This is a genomic window from Rossellomorea orangium (assembly GCF_019334305.1).
GTDB lineage: Bacteria > Bacillota > Bacilli > Bacillales > Bacillaceae_B > Rossellomorea.
On record NZ_JAHWGH010000015.1, the window covers coordinates 24,855 to 40,688 of the forward strand.

Annotated in this window: 12 protein-coding genes; 6 read left to right on the top strand and 6 right to left on the bottom strand. The window is 43.9% G+C overall.

Annotation, left to right across the window (positions count from 1 at the left end; genetic code table 11):
* Positions 1-150: 150 nt before the first annotated feature.
* Both gntK and KYJ26_RS13450 read right to left on the bottom strand, forming a co-directional pair.
* Positions 151-1,674, bottom strand: a complete 1,524-nt coding sequence (gntK, locus tag KYJ26_RS13445; RefSeq protein ID WP_257475035.1) for a gluconokinase — start codon at positions 1,672-1,674, stop codon at positions 151-153.
* Between the two features lie 78 nt (positions 1,675-1,752).
* Complete coding sequence (locus tag KYJ26_RS13450; RefSeq protein ID WP_219167917.1) at positions 1,753-3,096, bottom strand: GntP family permease; 1,344 nt, start codon at positions 3,094-3,096, stop codon at positions 1,753-1,755.
* Positions 3,097-3,374: 278 nt separating this feature from the next.
* Here KYJ26_RS13450 and KYJ26_RS13455 point away from each other — a divergent pair, with 278 nt between their 5' ends.
* The gene (locus KYJ26_RS13455; protein WP_219167918.1) at positions 3,375-4,226 is read left to right on the top strand and encodes a MurR/RpiR family transcriptional regulator; all 852 of its coding nucleotides are present in this window, start codon (positions 3,375-3,377) and stop codon (positions 4,224-4,226) included.
* A 542-nt stretch (positions 4,227-4,768) separates the two neighbouring features.
* On the top strand, positions 4,769-6,178 hold the full coding sequence (locus KYJ26_RS13460) for a sodium:solute symporter family protein (RefSeq protein ID WP_219167919.1): 1,410 nt from the start codon (positions 4,769-4,771) through the stop codon (positions 6,176-6,178).
* 59 nt (positions 6,179-6,237) lie between these two features.
* Here KYJ26_RS13460 and KYJ26_RS13465 read toward each other — a convergent pair whose 3' ends face one another.
* From KYJ26_RS13465 to KYJ26_RS13475, 3 genes are all read right to left on the bottom strand, one after another.
* Positions 6,238-7,560 (bottom strand): aspartate aminotransferase family protein, encoded by a 1,323-nt coding sequence (locus KYJ26_RS13465; protein WP_219167920.1) that lies wholly within the window; start codon positions 7,558-7,560, stop codon positions 6,238-6,240.
* 42 nt (positions 7,561-7,602) lie between these two features.
* Positions 7,603-8,985: a YjiH family protein gene (locus KYJ26_RS13470; protein WP_219167921.1), complete on the bottom strand. Its 1,383-nt coding sequence runs from the start codon at positions 8,983-8,985 to the stop codon at positions 7,603-7,605.
* A 113-nt stretch (positions 8,986-9,098) separates the two neighbouring features.
* Positions 9,099-10,478 (bottom strand): sigma-54 interaction domain-containing protein, encoded by a 1,380-nt coding sequence (locus KYJ26_RS13475; protein ID WP_219167922.1) that lies wholly within the window; start codon positions 10,476-10,478, stop codon positions 9,099-9,101.
* A gap of 212 nt (positions 10,479-10,690) precedes the next feature.
* Here KYJ26_RS13475 and kynU point away from each other — a divergent pair, with 212 nt between their 5' ends.
* The 3 genes from kynU (at position 10,691) to KYJ26_RS13490 (ending at position 12,861) form a co-directional block, all read left to right on the top strand.
* On the top strand, positions 10,691-11,974 hold the full coding sequence (kynU, locus tag KYJ26_RS13480; RefSeq protein WP_219167923.1) for a kynureninase: 1,284 nt from the start codon (positions 10,691-10,693) through the stop codon (positions 11,972-11,974).
* Between the two features lie 21 nt (positions 11,975-11,995).
* Positions 11,996-12,619 (top strand): arylformamidase, encoded by a 624-nt coding sequence (kynB, locus tag KYJ26_RS13485; protein WP_219167924.1) that lies wholly within the window; start codon positions 11,996-11,998, stop codon positions 12,617-12,619.
* Between the two features lie 104 nt (positions 12,620-12,723).
* Complete coding sequence (locus KYJ26_RS13490; RefSeq protein WP_219167925.1) at positions 12,724-12,861, top strand: hypothetical protein; 138 nt, start codon at positions 12,724-12,726, stop codon at positions 12,859-12,861.
* 128 nt (positions 12,862-12,989) lie between these two features.
* Here the strand turns inward: KYJ26_RS13490 and KYJ26_RS13495 are convergent, their stop codons facing one another.
* Entirely contained in the window at positions 12,990-15,239 is a 2,250-nt protein-coding gene (locus KYJ26_RS13495) for a UvrD-helicase domain-containing protein (protein ID WP_257475036.1), read from the bottom strand.
* Between the two features lie 258 nt (positions 15,240-15,497).
* On the opposite strand from KYJ26_RS13495, the gene KYJ26_RS13500 reads away from it, so the two are divergent.
* Positions 15,498-15,731, top strand: a complete 234-nt coding sequence (locus KYJ26_RS13500; RefSeq protein ID WP_219167926.1) for a hypothetical protein — start codon at positions 15,498-15,500, stop codon at positions 15,729-15,731.
* The last annotated feature ends 103 nt before the right edge of the window (positions 15,732-15,834 follow it).

Genomic DNA, 15,834 nt, shown 5'->3' on the forward strand with positions numbered 1-15,834 from the left:
ACCTTTTAGCTCTGTCTAAAAATCTCTTAAATATGGTGACGGAAAAGCAATCCCTGCATTTATATAATGTTGTTCTCAAAAAAATAAAAACAATAAAAAACGAGCATACATGTAGATAACTTCATCCGAAAAAAAGCCGACTCAAGAGAGTCAGCTTCCTTCCTGGTAAGCACTGATGGCTTCGTATTCTTCTTCTAACAAACGTGGAACGCGAATGAAGATCGGCATCAGCCTGTTATAGGCTTCCGTCGCTTTCGGATCTGGCTGATGAGAATGAACAGATCCTACCATATCTCTCACTTCTTCAAGAGAGTCGATCATTCCGTTTCCGTACATGCCAAGAACTACTGCACCAAGGCATGAGCTTTCGAAGCTTTCCGGCACTTCCACTTCTTGATCGAACACGTCGGCAAGCATTTGGCGCCACAATTCAGAGCGGGCGAATCCGCCTGTCGCCTGCACCCGTTTCGGCGTACCGATCAATTCCTCCAGTGCCAGAAGAACGCTGTATAAGTTCATGACGATTCCTTCAAGGACCGCACGGATCATATGCTCTTTTTTGTGATGCATTCCGAGTCCGAAAAAGGAGCCGCGGGCTTTTGCATTCCAAAGTGGAGCACGTTCTCCCGCCATGTAAGGGTGGAATAGTAACCCTTCAGAACCTGGTTCCACTTTAGCCGCAATATCTGTGAGCACTTCATATGGATCCTTTCCTAATCGCTTGGCCACTTCCACTTCACCGGATGCCAGCTCGTCCCTGACCCATCTAAAAATCATTCCTCCATTGTTCACCGGTCCGCCGATCACCCAATGCTTATCTGTTAAGGCATAGCAGAAAATTCGGCCTTTCGGATCAGTCACAGGACGGTCGGTCACGGCTCGGATCGCCCCACTAGTTCCAATGGTCACAGCCACCACACCAGGTTCGATAGCATTCACTCCAAGATTCGATAGAACCCCGTCACTTGCTCCAACAACGAATGGAGTGTCAGCAGGCAATCCCAGCATTTCGGTATATTCAGACTTTAAGTCGACCAGACTTTCAGTTGTAGAAACCGGTACCGAAAGCTGATCCTTCGATACACCTGCCACTTTCATGGCTTCTTCATCCCATGCCAGGTTTTCCAAGTGGAACATCCCTGTAGCAGATGCAATGGAATAATCCACGACATATTTTCCGAACAAGCGATGGAAGACAAATTCCTTGATCGAGATGAATTTCGCGGCTTTTCCGAACAATTCCGGTTTCTCATCCTTCAGCCAGGCAAGCTTCACAAGGGGTGACATCGGGTGGATCGGGGTGCCGGTTCTTCTATAGATTTCAAGTCCGTTCATTTCCTTCTTGATTTTCTCCGCCCATGCGGCACTGCGGTTATCCGCCCATGTAATGGAAGGGGTCAACGGTTGATCATTCTCATCTACAAGGATCAGGCTGTGCATGGCAGAGCTGAATGACACAAACGAAATCGTTTCATTCGTGCTCGAAGCCACTTCCTTGATGCACTTAATGACCGCTTGAAAGATTTCCTCGGGGTCCTGTTCAGCCGTCCCCGGTGTTGGTGTATGTAATGGATATTCGATCCCGTGACGCTCGATCGCTTTTCCTTCTTTATTGAATAGTACCGCTTTTGTACTTGTGGTCCCGATATCGACACCAATCATGAATTCTGACATCTTTGTTCCTCCTAAATAAATAGAGAAAAGGAAGAAGCGACATGGCTCTTCCCTCTTCTGCTATTATTCTATCCTAATTTAGCCAATGAATATCCCTAAAATGAATGCTACTCCGAATCCTACGAACCCGATAAGCGTTTCCATCACTGTCCATGATTTTAACGTATCTTTCACATCTAATCCAAAGTAACGGTTCACTAACCAGAATCCGCTGTCATTCACATGGGAGAAGACTGTCGCTCCTGATGCGATGGCGATAACCATCAATCCAAGAACAGGACCCTGCATACCGAGCGTTTCAATCAGCGGGCTCATCAACCCTGCCGCTGTAACCATTGAAACGGTCGCTGAACCTTGTGCCACACGAACGACCATGGCGATCAGGAAGGCAAGGGCGATTGGAGGCAGGCTTGAACCAGCCATCATATTTCCTAATACTTCCCCTACGCCGGAGTCAATCAATACTTGCTTGAATACTCCACCAGCACCAGTGACAAGAATGATGATTCCTGCTGGCTCAAGTGCCTTCGTTGCAATGTCCTGAACTTCCTGGCGTGAGTATCCACGCTTTGTTCCTAATAAAACGAACGTCAACAGCGTCGCAATCGTTAAGGCTACGAAAGGATGTCCTAAGAATGTAAGGATTGAACGAATCATATTCCCCTCATCTAAAATAACACCAGAAAGCGTATTCAATAAGATCAATACTAATGGAATGGAAATAAGCGATGCGATCAGTGCGAAACTTGGCAGCTCTTTATCATATTCCATTTCTTCTGCCTGCATATATTCAGGAACCACTGCATGGATTCGTTTCGAAATCCATTTTGCAAAAAGCGGACCTGCGATGATCATGGATGGAACACCGGCGATCGCACCAAACAGGATGACCCAACCAAGGTCTGCCCCGATTAAGTCCGCAACCGCAATCGGTCCCGGAGTCGGCGGGATGAAGCTGTGTGTAACGGCAAGACCTGCAAGTAATGGAATTCCATAGTATAGCAGTGACTTTCCTGTTTTACGTGCCAACCCATATACGATTGGTACAAGAATGATGAATCCTACATCGAAGAATACGGGAATGGCGACTAAGAAACCTGTGATACCCAGTGACCATTGCGCCTTATCTTCCCCAAATTTGTTAATCAGCGTCTGAGCAAGTCGTTCTGCTCCACCTGATACTTCAAGCATACGACCGAACATCGCACCTAAACCAACAACGACGGCGACAAACCCCAGGGTCCCGCCCATTCCGCTCTGGATCGAGGCAACAACATCCTGCAACGGCATTCCAGCGGCGATCCCTACGATTAAACTCACTAATAATAGGGCAACAAAAGCGTGAAGCTTTGTTTTAATTACTAAAAATAAAAGAAGAAAAATTCCGGCGAGTGCCACTAAAATAAGCATTTGATCTGACATTGTGTATCCCTACCTTTCTTTTGTCTCGGCAGCCCTGCTGCCCATTTTTTATAACGGTTGATCCTGACTCCTTGTAGAAAGCAGTAAAGCGTTTGCAAAACACCCTATGTATCTAGTACTCTCTAAAATGATTTTCACAAATCATCAGGAAAATTATTTTCTGTCTATCTCTATTATAAAAAATATTTTTCTTTTTGCAACCGTTTACAGAAATTATTTTTATTTTTCTTGTAATCTTGTATAATGAAATTATGAAAACCCTTACAGGAGTGGTGTCTATGAGTCAACATCAACATTGTTTAGCAAGTATACGTTCTCACTATCCCCAGTTCAGTGTGACAGAGAAAAAAATTGCCGACTATATCCTTGAAAATCCAAACGAGATCATCCATTCCACAATCAATGGACTGGCCGAAGACTTGGGAGTTGCCGACTCTACCGTCTTCCGTTTTTGTAAACGAATCGGTTTCAAAGGCTATCAGGCAATGAAGATCGCCCTTGCCTCTGAAATCGTGACTGGACTTAAGGACATTCATGAGCGGATCGATGAAGGCGACACAGCACAGACGATTGCCACTAAAGTCTTCAGGTCCAATATCAAAACGATAGAAGACACACTGATGGTGGTTGATGAAAAGAAGCTGTTGAAAGCTGTGGATATGATGAATAGCGCACGTTCCATTGACTTCTTCGGCAGTGGCGGATCCGGTGTCATCGCCCTTGACGCATATCATAAGTTCATCCGGACCGGATTACGTGTGCATGCGGCAAGCGACAGTCACATTCAGCTTATGACCGCTTCCCAGATGACGAGTGACGATTGCGCAGTATTCATATCTCACTCAGGTTCGACGAAGGATATTCTGCAGGTTCTCGATATCGTCAAAGAAACCGGGGCAAAGACCATCTGTATCACCAATTTCGCCAAGTCCCCATTAAGTCAACGAGTCGATACGTCACTCTTCACTGTTTCCGAAGAAACCGATTATCGCTCAGAAGCCTTATCTTCCCGCATTGCCCAGTTAACACTGATCGATGCCCTTTATGTAAATTTAATGATGAGGCGGGAAATGGAAGGACAGGATGCGCTCAGGAAAATGCGCAAAGCTATTTCGGTTAAAAGACTTTAAAAGATGGATTGGCTTTAGCCGGTCCATCTTTTTAATACTCTCATTCTCTTAAAATCAATAACACTTTCGACCTAAATAACCGAACGGATATGTAGGTAAAAAGTATGATTTTAATCCCTTTCACAACCTTCAATTATTATAAATTTCGAATAATTCCTTCTATTTCTGTATCAATTGTCCCGTATGACCTTAACATCCATCCCATTTTTTACCTGTTTGCAATTATTGTCCGAAAATCTCGCTAAATCAAGCTTTCCGAGCATTTTTTATCGGAATGAATATGTGCTAAGGTTAAGTAGAAATGTTTTTACGTGAGACAAGCATTCATGAAAAACATCACAAAGAAAGACATTTTCAAAGCCTCTTACAACCTCTAAACTTTTCTCAATAGTTTTAGAATATTTAATTGATAGGTAGAACTTTCTACCTTCCCTTCAGGCTAAAATGTGTTTATCTTTTCACCGGTGATTATTAAATTGTGATTAAGAAATGAATCAACGTTCTCTCGCGTGAACAAATACTGTTCAGGAGATGATCGTTTTATGGAATTACAACAAAATCCACATTTATTATGGTTTATAGGGATATATGCGGTACTAATGATTGGGATCGGTACGTATATGTCTAAGAAAGTATCCAGCAGTAATGATTTTATTCTGGCTGGAAAAAGTCTGGGTCCTTTTGTATTGATGGGGACATTACTTGCAACTTGGACTGGAAGCGGAAGTATTTCCGGTGGGGAAACATCTGTTGCATACAGCTTTGGGATTATTCCTTCGTTAATGCTTATGATTCCGACCCTTGTGGGAATCGGGATTCTTTACCTCGTTGCTCCCAAAATACGTGCATTCAGTAAATATACCGTTTCAGCCATCCTTGAAGAAAAATACGGTTCCACTGCACGGAATCTTTCAAGTGCCATCATCATCTTAGCCTATGTCGGTATTGTTTCATACCAGATGAAAGGGTTCGGCTTTATTCTTAACTTAACAACAGGCATGTCGGTTGGTCTCGGGACGACCATTGGTGCTGCCTTGATCATTTTTCTAGCGATGATCGGTGGTTTGCGCTCTGTATCTCAAACCGATGCACTGAGTGGTTTTCTGATGGTCGGTGGATTAATCATTACTGTTCCAACCATATTCTTTATTGCAGGGGGATGGGATGAAATTGTTCAAAATGTACCTGCATCCCATATGTCAGCAACAGGAAACTTATCCATCATCCAATTGATCGGTTATTTACTGCCTTCTCTTTTCTTATTATTGGGCGACCAGAATATGTATCAAAGGCTCGCTTCATCTAAAGGAGATTCTTCATCAAGAAAGGGACAAATTGGATGGCTTATTGCCATGATCATCATTTCTCCTGCCATCTCATTGATCGCCTTTGCATCCCGTTCTCTATTCCCGGATATCGATCCAGGAATGGCGTTGATGGCAACGACGGTAGCAATGCCGATTGGAATCGGGGGAATTCTTTTGGCAGCGGCAGCATCCTTTATCATTACAACAGGAAATTCGTATTTATTGTCTGCTGCAACGAATCTAACCTATGATATTTACGGAAAATATATAAATCCTAATGCTTCAGATGATAAGCAGTTAAAAATTACAAAGATGTTCATCGTTATACTTGGAGCTTTAGCATTCATCATTATCAATTACTTCCCGAGTGTACTCGATGTCCAAATGTATGCTTACACCGTTTATGGTGCAGGCATTACCCCGGCTGTTTTAGCCGTTTTCTTCTGGAAACGTGTCAATGCTGCCGGTGGAGTTTCATCAATGATAGCAGGTGTCATTTCAACGTTGGTTTGGGAAATTGCCCTTCAGAAACCATTTGATCTGAACAGTGTCGTCATTGCGGTTCCATTAGCCATCATTGTGTTGGTAGTTGTGACTCTTATGACTTCTGACAAGGATGACGCTCAATTACAACAAACTGCATAAGGTCATGCAAAAAGGCTGGATTCAGGTACAACTTAGTACCTAAATCCAGCCTTTTGCTTTTAATCGAAATGACTCATCAATGTCACCTCGTATTCACTCAGTGCTTCATCCAGCATTCGCAACCCTTCATCAATTTGTTCTCTTGTGACAGTAAGAGGAGGAATCATCCGGATCACTTCGGAGTGGTTTCCACATAGGTAGAATAAAACCCCTTTTTCCAGAGCCCTGTCAAGGACGTCCATCAGGCCTTCCTGATTCGGTTCTCCTGTTTGGGGATGAACGATTTCGATCCCGATCATCAACCCCACCGCCCGGATGCTCCCAATCACAGGGTGTTTCTCCTGCAATTGCTCAAGCTTCGAAACAGCGTAAGCCCCCATCGTCTTCGTATTATCCAAAAGATTTTCCTCTTTCATGACTTCTAAGGTGGCAAGACCGACAGAGCAGGCAATCGGGTTCCCGCCAAACGTGGTTCCATGACTTCCAAGAGGCCATTGTTTCATCAGTTTATTGGATGCGACCGTCGCACTCAGCGGGAGTCCCGAGGCAATCCCTTTTGCAATCGCCATAATATCCGGCGTAACATCGAAGGTTTGTGCAGCAAACCAATTTCCAGTCCGTCCGAATCCTGTTTGAACTTCATCAAAAATCAATAAAATACCGTGTCGATCACAAATCTCCCTTACCTTTTTAAGCCATGCCTTCGGAGGAACGATATATCCTCCTTCCCCAAGTACAGGTTCCAAAATGACGCATGCCACTTCTTCAGGGGTTACCTGATGATTAAATAGCGTTTCAAAATCCTTTTCGAGCTTGTTGACAACATATTGGGTCGAATCTTTTCCCTCTGGGCACTCCCGTTCGTTCGCATAAGGAATTTGATATGTTAATCCTGAAGGCTGCATAAACTTTCGGTACTTGCTCTTGGAAGTGGTGACACTTAAGGCACCAAGGGAGCGCCCATGAAAACATCCTGTAAAGGAAACCACATATGGACGCTTCGTCACATATTTAGCCAGCTTGAGCGCCCCCTCGATCGCTTCCGTTCCGCTGTTGGCAAAGAAGAAACTATCCAGGTCACCCGGTAGAATCTCTGCCAGTTCATCTGCCAGGCGAAGAATCGATTCATACATGATGACACCTGACGGACCATGCATCAGCCCGTCTGCTGCATCTTTGATCGCTTGTACGACCTTCGGGTGACGATGTCCCACATTTGTGACGGCGATCCCGGAGGTGAAATCAAGATACTTCCTACCGTCAAGTCCATAGTAGTAGCAACCTTCTTCTTTCACTACCGGTAAATTTGGATGATCCTTTGCCATGCTCGGTGCTAAACGATCAGGCATACGCTCAATAAGCTGTTCAAACGTTCGTTCCATTTCAGTACCCCCATATCCATTTTTGTATAAATCCTCGAGGTTTTACATAAAGAAAAAGTGCGCCAGTAACGCTACGATCGGCAATGTAATGATCGTACGCTGGATAAAGATGATAAATAGATCCAAAAAGCTGATGGGAATCTTAGATTTGATCAATAAAATTCCGATTTCGGACATGTAGATTAATTGAGTCAGAGACATAGCGGCAATTACGAACCTCGTCAACTCACTCTCGATGCCACTCCCTACTACAGCTGGCAGGAACATATCGGCAAACCCGACGATCATCGCAGGGGCAGCATCTGCAGCCTGTGGTATTTGAAGAAGCTCCAGGAATGGTACGACCGGATAGGCCAATACATCAAACACCGGTGTATACTCTGCCACTACTAGGGCAAGCGTCCCAAGGGCCATGACAAGTGGAATGAGTCCGAACCAGATATCCAATACGTTCTGCAATCCTTTCTTGGTCACTTCCCCGACACTCTTCACTTCTGATGCTTTTTCTACGGCTTTTTCAAATCCCCACTGAAGGCGGGATACATCATCGGGCACCGTTTCAGAAATTTGCATGCCGACAGGCTCATAATACGTGTCCTTTTTACGGGAAAGCGGCGGGATTCTCGGACAGATCACAGCTGCTGCAATCCCGGCAATCACGACCGTTCCATATAGTTGGACAAACATGGATTCCAACCCTATGAAACTGACAATCACAAGACTGAAAGCGATGGAAGCAACCGAGAAGTTCGTTGCAATCACTGCCGCTTCGCGTTTTGTATAGTATCCTTCTTCAAATTGTTTCGTTGTAATCAGGACACCTACCGTCCCGCTTCCCATCCAGGAAGCAAGGGCGTCGATAGAAGATCGTCCGGGCAGCTGGAATAAAGGCTTCATGATCTTTTGAAGCAGCGTACCGAAGAAATCCATCAGACCAAAGTCTAATAATAGGGGCATCAATAGCCCGGCAAACAGGAACCAGGTCGTTAAGACGGGAACTAACGAATACAGGACCGTTCCACCCGTATAGTCGGATATAATCCACTCCGGTCCGATTCCATTGACGGTCATCACGGCAAACACAGTCCCTATTACGCGGGTCGCAATCCAGAAATAGCCTACATCGAATAATCCTTTTAAGAATGATTGCTTAACAATCCATTGAGGTTTAAACATTTTCGTAAAAATGGCCATCAGAGCCGATAGACCAAAAATGACTGTCATGAATAATGGCAGCACACCTTCTAACATCCCTTGAAAATAAGAAGCAAATATTCCGACACCGATGGTCATATTCCCTTCATAAGTAACAGGGATCAAAAACAACAACACCCCAATCAAGGAAGGAATGATAAACTTCATCGCTTCTTTTACCGATCTAGACTGAGTTTGCAACTCACTTACATTCGGTTTTCCAACTTCCATTGCACACACCCCTTTGAAATTTTATCCAATGATTGTGAAGCTAAAGCGCCTGCTCCCCCTTTATTCGTTTCTGAGTCGATTCACCTTATTACTTGCAAGTATCATGCCAATTTTTATTTTATTTTGTATTTTTTAAGTTTTCTGACTACTGACGGTTGGCTGATTCCTAAACTTTGCGCCATTTGAGTTGTTGTCTTATGCTTGTCCCTCGCTTTCTTCAGCACCTGTTCTTCCACCGCTTCCAAGATGGCTGTCAATGATTGACCTTCATGGGCAAATCCCGATAAATGACCACTATGTTGTATGTATTGACCCGGCAGGTTTTCCATCTCGATTAACTGCTTAGATGACGTCACAATCAGCCTCTCGATCACATTCATCAACTCCCGCACATTCCCTTTCCACTCTTGAATCAACAGCTGGTGAACCACCGCTTCATCCACGGTCCTCTGCCTGTCATATTTCTCACTAAAATAGTTCACAAAGTAATCGATCAACGTAATAATATCCGATGTCCTCTCCCTAAGAGGCGGGATGGTAATGGGCACTACATTCAGGCGAAAGAACAGATCCTGCCTGAACTCCCTCTTCTCTATAGCCACCTCCAAATCCCTGTTCGTCGCTGCCAGCACCCGAAAGTCCACCTTCCTTTGCTTCGTTCCACCAACCCGATAAAATTGTTTCTCCTGGATGAACTTCAGGATTTTCACTTGATTTGATTGAGATAGTTCGCCAATTTCATCAAGAAAAAGAGTCCCTCCTTCTGCAAGTTCGGCCAATCCTACCTTCCCCTTACGATCTGCTCCTGTGAAAGAACCGGGCTCATATCCAAAGAATTCAGCTTCAAATAAGGACTCTGGTATAGCCCCGCAATTGACCTCTATGAACGGCCCCCCTTTTCTTTGACTTTTGTTATGAATGAATTTAGCGATGTGGGACTTCCCTACACCGGATTCTCCAAGTAATAGGACATTCACGTCGACATCCGCCACTTGAAGCGCGACCTGCAGCACCCTCTTCATCTCATCACTTGTTGCAATGATGCCATCAGAATAATAATGACGGCTCCTGAGAATTTCCAGCTCGCTTTTCACCCTTTCCATCTCGTCTTCCATATCCGTTAAATACTTTTTCATATTCAATAATTCCGTTACATCGTGTGAATAGCTTACGACCCGAACAAGTTCTCCATCTTCATGAAAGACTGGTATTCCTGTAACCAGGAGCTTCTTGCCTTCTTTACTTGTTTGAACCAGCGTGATTTTCTTTTTCTCCTTTAGAACCAACGGAGTCAATAAAGGTGTGAATATCCCTTCTTTTTCAAGATCATAAACGGATTTACCGACCATATCTTCAGACTTCACATTGTAGATACCACCGGTTGCCTCACTGACTTTCAGAATGATCCCGTCTGTATTCGTTACTAAAATATCGTCCTGCAGGGAATGAAGAATCGCTTCGTTTTCATTCCAAACTTTTTTCGTTTCAGTCATCCAAGTCACTCCTTTGATGAGGTGAAGATTATTCAACAATGAATAATCTTCACTATTATTATTATATTAATCCATTTATACCAGACTTTTTTGATTATTTATACACTTTTGAATAATTTATTCATAGATGAATACCTTTAATTCAATAATTATTTTACTATTCAAATCATTTCGATTATCATTTTGGTAAGACTGTTGAAGGTGGGATAAAGATGGTACATAGAGAAGAATTAACACTGAAACATGCCCGGGAGCTGGACAAACAGGACTCACTTGCTCCATTCCGCAATGAATTTTATTTAAAAGAAAATCATTATTATATGGACGGGAATTCTTTAGGACTGCTTTCGAAGCGGGCTGAGGAGGCATTACTGACCTCTTTGAATGATTGGAAGGAACATGGAATCGATGGGTGGATGGACGGTCAGGAGCCCTGGTTCTATTATTCTGAGAAACTTGGAGAAATGACTGCCCCTTTAGTGGGAGCAGAAAAAGAAGAGGTCATTGTGACAGGTTCCATCACGACGAATCTTCACCAATTACTCGCCACATTCTATCAACCTCGTGGAAAACGCACCAAGATTCTGGCAGATGAACTGACTTTCCCCTCGGATATATACGCGATTCAAAGTCAGCTGGAATTGAAGGGATACTCCCCTGACGAACATTTAATACAAGTAAAAAGCACAGACGGTTATACATTAAGTGAAGAGGACATTATCGGACATATGACGGATGATATTGCCCTCATTCTATTACCGTCCGTTCTCTATCGAAGTGGACAGCTGCTGGATATTAAGCTTTTGACTGATGAAGCCCACAAACGTGATATCATCATCGGCTTCGACCTTGCCCATTCCATCGGTGCCCTTCCCCATAAGCTTCATGAAGACGGGGTGGACTTTGCGGTTTGGTGTAATTACAAATACTTAAACAGCGGGCCTGGTGGTGTAGGAGGATTATTCGTCCATAACCGGCATAGAGGGAAAAAGCCTGGTCTGTCCGGATGGTTCAGTTCCCGTAAGGATGCACAGTTTGATATGGATCACAACTTAACACACGCTGAATCGGCCGGGGCTTTTCAAATTGGCACGCCACATATCTTGAGCAGCGCACCCTTACTCGGTTCCCTCCAATTGTTTGAGGAAGCTGGGATTGAGAACCTGAGAAGAAAATCCCTTTCTCTTACACGATTCATGATGGACGTATTCCGACAGGAGCTTTCCGAATATGGATTCACCCTCTGCAACCCCCTTGAAGATGATCGCCGGGGTGGTCATATCAGCTTACAGCATGAGGAAGCAGCAAGAATCTGTAAAGCTTTGAAAGCCAACAGGGTGACCCCTGATTTCCGTTCACCTAATGTGATCCGTTTGGCTCCCGTCGCCCTCTATTCGTCGTACGAAGATGTATGGGAGACCGTTCAAATCCTCAAGGGGATCATGGAAAATGAAGAATACAAGCAGTTTGAAAATACGCGTAATGTTGTTGCGTAACGCAGAAAGGATGGTGCAATCATGAAGATCATTGATATATCGAGACCTCTCTACAATGAAACACCCGTATGGCCGGGTGACACGCCATTTTCCTTCTCCTTGAACTGGACGAAGGAGGAAACAGGATCCGTGAATGTCGGTCAACTGACCATGAGTTCGCATACAGGGACCCATGTTGATGCTCCATTCCATTTTGACAGCGATGGAAAACGGATCCTCGACATGCCCCTTGAACGATTCATGGGACCGGCTATTGTGGTTTCAGTGGAAGATATTCCTGAAATCGGTCCTGAGCATGTAATGAAGGTCGACTTTACTTCTGTAAAAAAAGTACTTTTCAAGACCGGTGCCTGGAAGGAGCCGGCTCGATTCCCCGAGCATATTCCTCCTATCAATAAAGAACTTGCCCCTTTTTTAAAGGAAAAGGGCATTGATCTGATCGGGGTCGATCTTCCTTCTGTTGATCCATTGGATAGTAAGGACTTAAAAGCCCATCATTCTCTTCGGGAGTGTGATATCGGGATTTTGGAAGGAATTGACCTTTCCCATGTGGACCCGGGGGTATACGAACTTGTAGCCCTCCCCCTGCCTCTTAAAGAAGGGGACGGATCACCGGTTCGCGCCGTTTTGATCGATCGAAAGTAAAACATTTTCTTCTGACTGAATGGTTTTTGTCCTTAGAATCGAATATATCTCCACTCCTTTTTCATAGACTAATAGTAGATAGCTAGAAAAAAGGAGTGGGGTTTATGGGAATTACGATCACCATCGGCTTTATCGTGATACTTGGAATCATAATGGGTATACTTATTTATTTCTTACGACAGGCTTTGGATTCAAATGACTCCAAAAAGATTGATTCGCGTGATGATCATTTTTCGCAATGAGGCTTCAGTTTGTTGATCGACTTATGCAGGATTTGTAGACTTTTGTAGAACGATCGATTTTTCAATAACGGTCTATAAACCGCAAAAAGCCCCGGCGTCCTGTGTTTCAGGGGACGCCGGGGCCTTTTTTATTCCGTAATCTCCTTCTCCCCAAGCTTCATTGAGCTTGAACAAAGGGGACAAACCTTTGAATCCGTGTCTTCATGGGTTTCCGGCCTCTGCCATGCAATGCATCCAGGGCTAGTGCAAACCCACGCCAGAATCTTACTCACCTTACCGCTTCTCGCCTTTTTAGATATTTTCGGCTCGTCCACATGGGGGACCTGTTTGAACAAGTCCGAAATAAAGCGCGAGCACTTCCGCTGTTCCCCTTGATAATAAGCGGGAGAAGAAATGAATAATCTCTCTTTCGCCCTTGTGATTGCCACATAAGCAAGGCGTCTTTCTTCCTCCACTGCTCCAGATGCCTTCTCTTTTTGATTCGGATCCTTATAGACCTTATCCTCCAGCTTATTGGCGTTGAGGGCTGAACTGTGGGGAAGATTTCCTTCAATTGCGCCGATTAAAAACACGACAGGGAATTCTAGCCCCTTTGACCGATGAATCGTCATAAGGGAAACGCTGTCGGTGTCCTTACCTCTTTGATTCGAATAGATTTCCTCATACTTTGCTTTCATTTCATCAATGAACGTAATGAAACTCGAAATCGTCTCAAAACGCTTTGCCGAACCTTCAAGCTCGTCCAGCATTTCTTTAATGAGTTCCTTCTGTTCGGTTACGACATGAGATTCCTTTGCATCGATGTATTGATGGTAGAATTCCTTCCGGATACGCTTGATGGCTGTTTCCGGTGATTGATCCCCGATCGCCTTCAGAAACTTCATTCGCTCTTTTATATTTTTCACTTGGAAAGGCTTGAGTCCGGATAAAGTCGTCAAGTGAATGAGAGGATATATCTTTCTCTCCTTCTGTTCTTCTTCCAAAATGTGAGCCATCCCTCGATCCCTTCTGATGAAAAGCGTGGGCAAGATCGATTCCATCGCTGGGAAATTTCTTGGAACGATTGATAAACGCAAGTAATCCACAACTGGTTTCACCGTCCAGTTTTCATAGAAAAGGGAATCCTTCTGATTATAGGGTGTAAAAGGAATTTCCTTAAGCAGCAGCTGCTCGAACACGGCACGGCCGCTGCTCATGGTGCGGTGAAGAACCGTCATGTCCCTGTACGTGTAGCCTTCCCCTATCAGTCTTTGAATCTCTTCTGTAATCCAGACGGCTTCTTCATCCGCCGTTGCCGGTCTTGAATATAGAGGCTTTTGACCTTCGATTTTGGTAGCAATCAATTCTTTTTTCCGACGATGTTCATTCCGCCCGATCACTTCATTCCCTAACCCGATAATATAGGCATCAGAACGATAGTTTTCTTTTAGTGTCACGACTTTCGCATCAGGAAACTCTTCATCGAAATCCAAAATAAATTCGTTCCGGGCACCGTTGAAGGTATAGATCGTTTGATCACCATCCCCCACCACGAACAAGTTTCGATGAGCCGCAATCAATTTGATCAGCTCGTATTGTACAAGGTTTGTATCCTGAAATTCATCGACCATGACATACTGGAAACGATGCTGAAGAGAAGTCAGAAGGTTCGGGTTACCCAGTAATAATTGATGGGCCTCTGTCAGAATATCATCAAAATCCATTTTATGATTCATGCGCTTCCACTCTTCATATTTCAATAGAATGTCACGAACTTCTTTTTCTGACTTGGATTTCTGCGGAATTTCCCTGATATCTTTTTGATTTAATTTATAATGAGAGAGCTTTGCAAGGAGCGTCTCGGCATCATAAGGATCATATATATTCATTTCTCTCTGAATCTGTTTCAATATGATTTGTTTATATCTTTCATTCCCGATTACTTCCTGTGTATAATGACGGGATCTTAATAGATATAGAAACAAGGCATGGAATGTGCTGGCATGCACCTGCCCGCCATGTTCAGTACCCGGCAGATTCGAGATCCTCTGCTTCATTTCTTCCGACGCTTTCTTCGTGAACGTGACGAGCAGAATATTTCTTGGATGGATATGCTGATACCTCATGAGATACCCCGCCCTGCAGACAAGAACTGTTGTCTTCCCGGTCCCTGCGCCTGCCAGGGTCAAGCAAGGTCCATTCACATGCCTGACCGCTTCAATTTGCGCTGCATTTAAGTGGATACCGGCTTCTTCCAGCGTCCGAAAGAAAAAAGCATCCTCTTCATGGGAGGATACCAGCTGTTCCGACGTCTCTCCCTTATGAAGTGGCGCCATGGGGATTTCTTTCTTTTCCGCTTCATATGGATAATTAGAATAATTGTTTAATACTTTATTCAAAGCTCATTCTCCTAGCTTTTCTTTACGATTCATAACCTTCTCATCATAACAAGAGGTCTTTGTGAATAGCAATGACAATCTCAGGGTGAAAGGGATAGACTACCCGATATGTAAATACTGTTAAACGATTGTTTAATCCCCTGAACCCTAGTAGAATAAATGTTTTGAAGTACTAATCAAACGTTTGTTTAAATCGGATATGCTCCCCGGGGATTAACATATTGTAAGAAAAGGTAATAAAACATTAGGTGATAAACTATGAAACTAACAAAATGGGGCTTTACCCGCTTCAACAGCATAAAAGCAGAATTCGATCACTTCCCACATTCCCTTGTCATCCTCAGGAAAATCAGAAACTACTACTTCGTCAACAAAATCCACTGGTCCCACCTAGATCCCGTCGTCGAAACCCACCACCTCGAACAAATGGAACTCTTAGTCAACCGGGAGATGGACTTGGAGGAGAATTATCTTAGGAGGAGATTGGATTAATCAAATGATGAATTTTTAAACTGGGGCTACTTTTTGGAAATTATGTTCAAAACTTTTGTAAAAGTGTTTTAACTATCTTCATACCTATAATTGATAAATAAGG

Coding starts and splice junctions, on each gene's coding strand:
- KYJ26_RS13500 (WP_219167926.1), top strand. CDS start 15,498: ATGAAACTAACAAAATGGGGCTTTACCCGCTTCAACAGCATAAAAGCA.
- KYJ26_RS13460 (WP_219167919.1), top strand. CDS start 4,769: ATGGAATTACAACAAAATCCACATTTATTATGGTTTATAGGGATATAT.
- KYJ26_RS13490 (WP_219167925.1), top strand. CDS start 12,724: ATGGGAATTACGATCACCATCGGCTTTATCGTGATACTTGGAATCATA.
- KYJ26_RS13450 (WP_219167917.1), bottom strand. CDS start 3,096: ATGTCAGATCAAATGCTTATTTTAGTGGCACTCGCCGGAATTTTTCTT.
- kynU (WP_219167923.1), top strand. CDS start 10,691: ATGGTACATAGAGAAGAATTAACACTGAAACATGCCCGGGAGCTGGAC.
- KYJ26_RS13470 (WP_219167921.1), bottom strand. CDS start 8,985: ATGGAAGTTGGAAAACCGAATGTAAGTGAGTTGCAAACTCAGTCTAGA.
- gntK (WP_257475035.1), bottom strand. CDS start 1,674: ATGTCAGAATTCATGATTGGTGTCGATATCGGGACCACAAGTACAAAA.
- KYJ26_RS13455 (WP_219167918.1), top strand. CDS start 3,375: ATGAGTCAACATCAACATTGTTTAGCAAGTATACGTTCTCACTATCCC.
- kynB (WP_219167924.1), top strand. CDS start 11,996: ATGAAGATCATTGATATATCGAGACCTCTCTACAATGAAACACCCGTA.
- KYJ26_RS13475 (WP_219167922.1), bottom strand. CDS start 10,478: ATGACTGAAACGAAAAAAGTTTGGAATGAAAACGAAGCGATTCTTCAT.
- KYJ26_RS13465 (WP_219167920.1), bottom strand. CDS start 7,560: ATGGAACGAACGTTTGAACAGCTTATTGAGCGTATGCCTGATCGTTTA.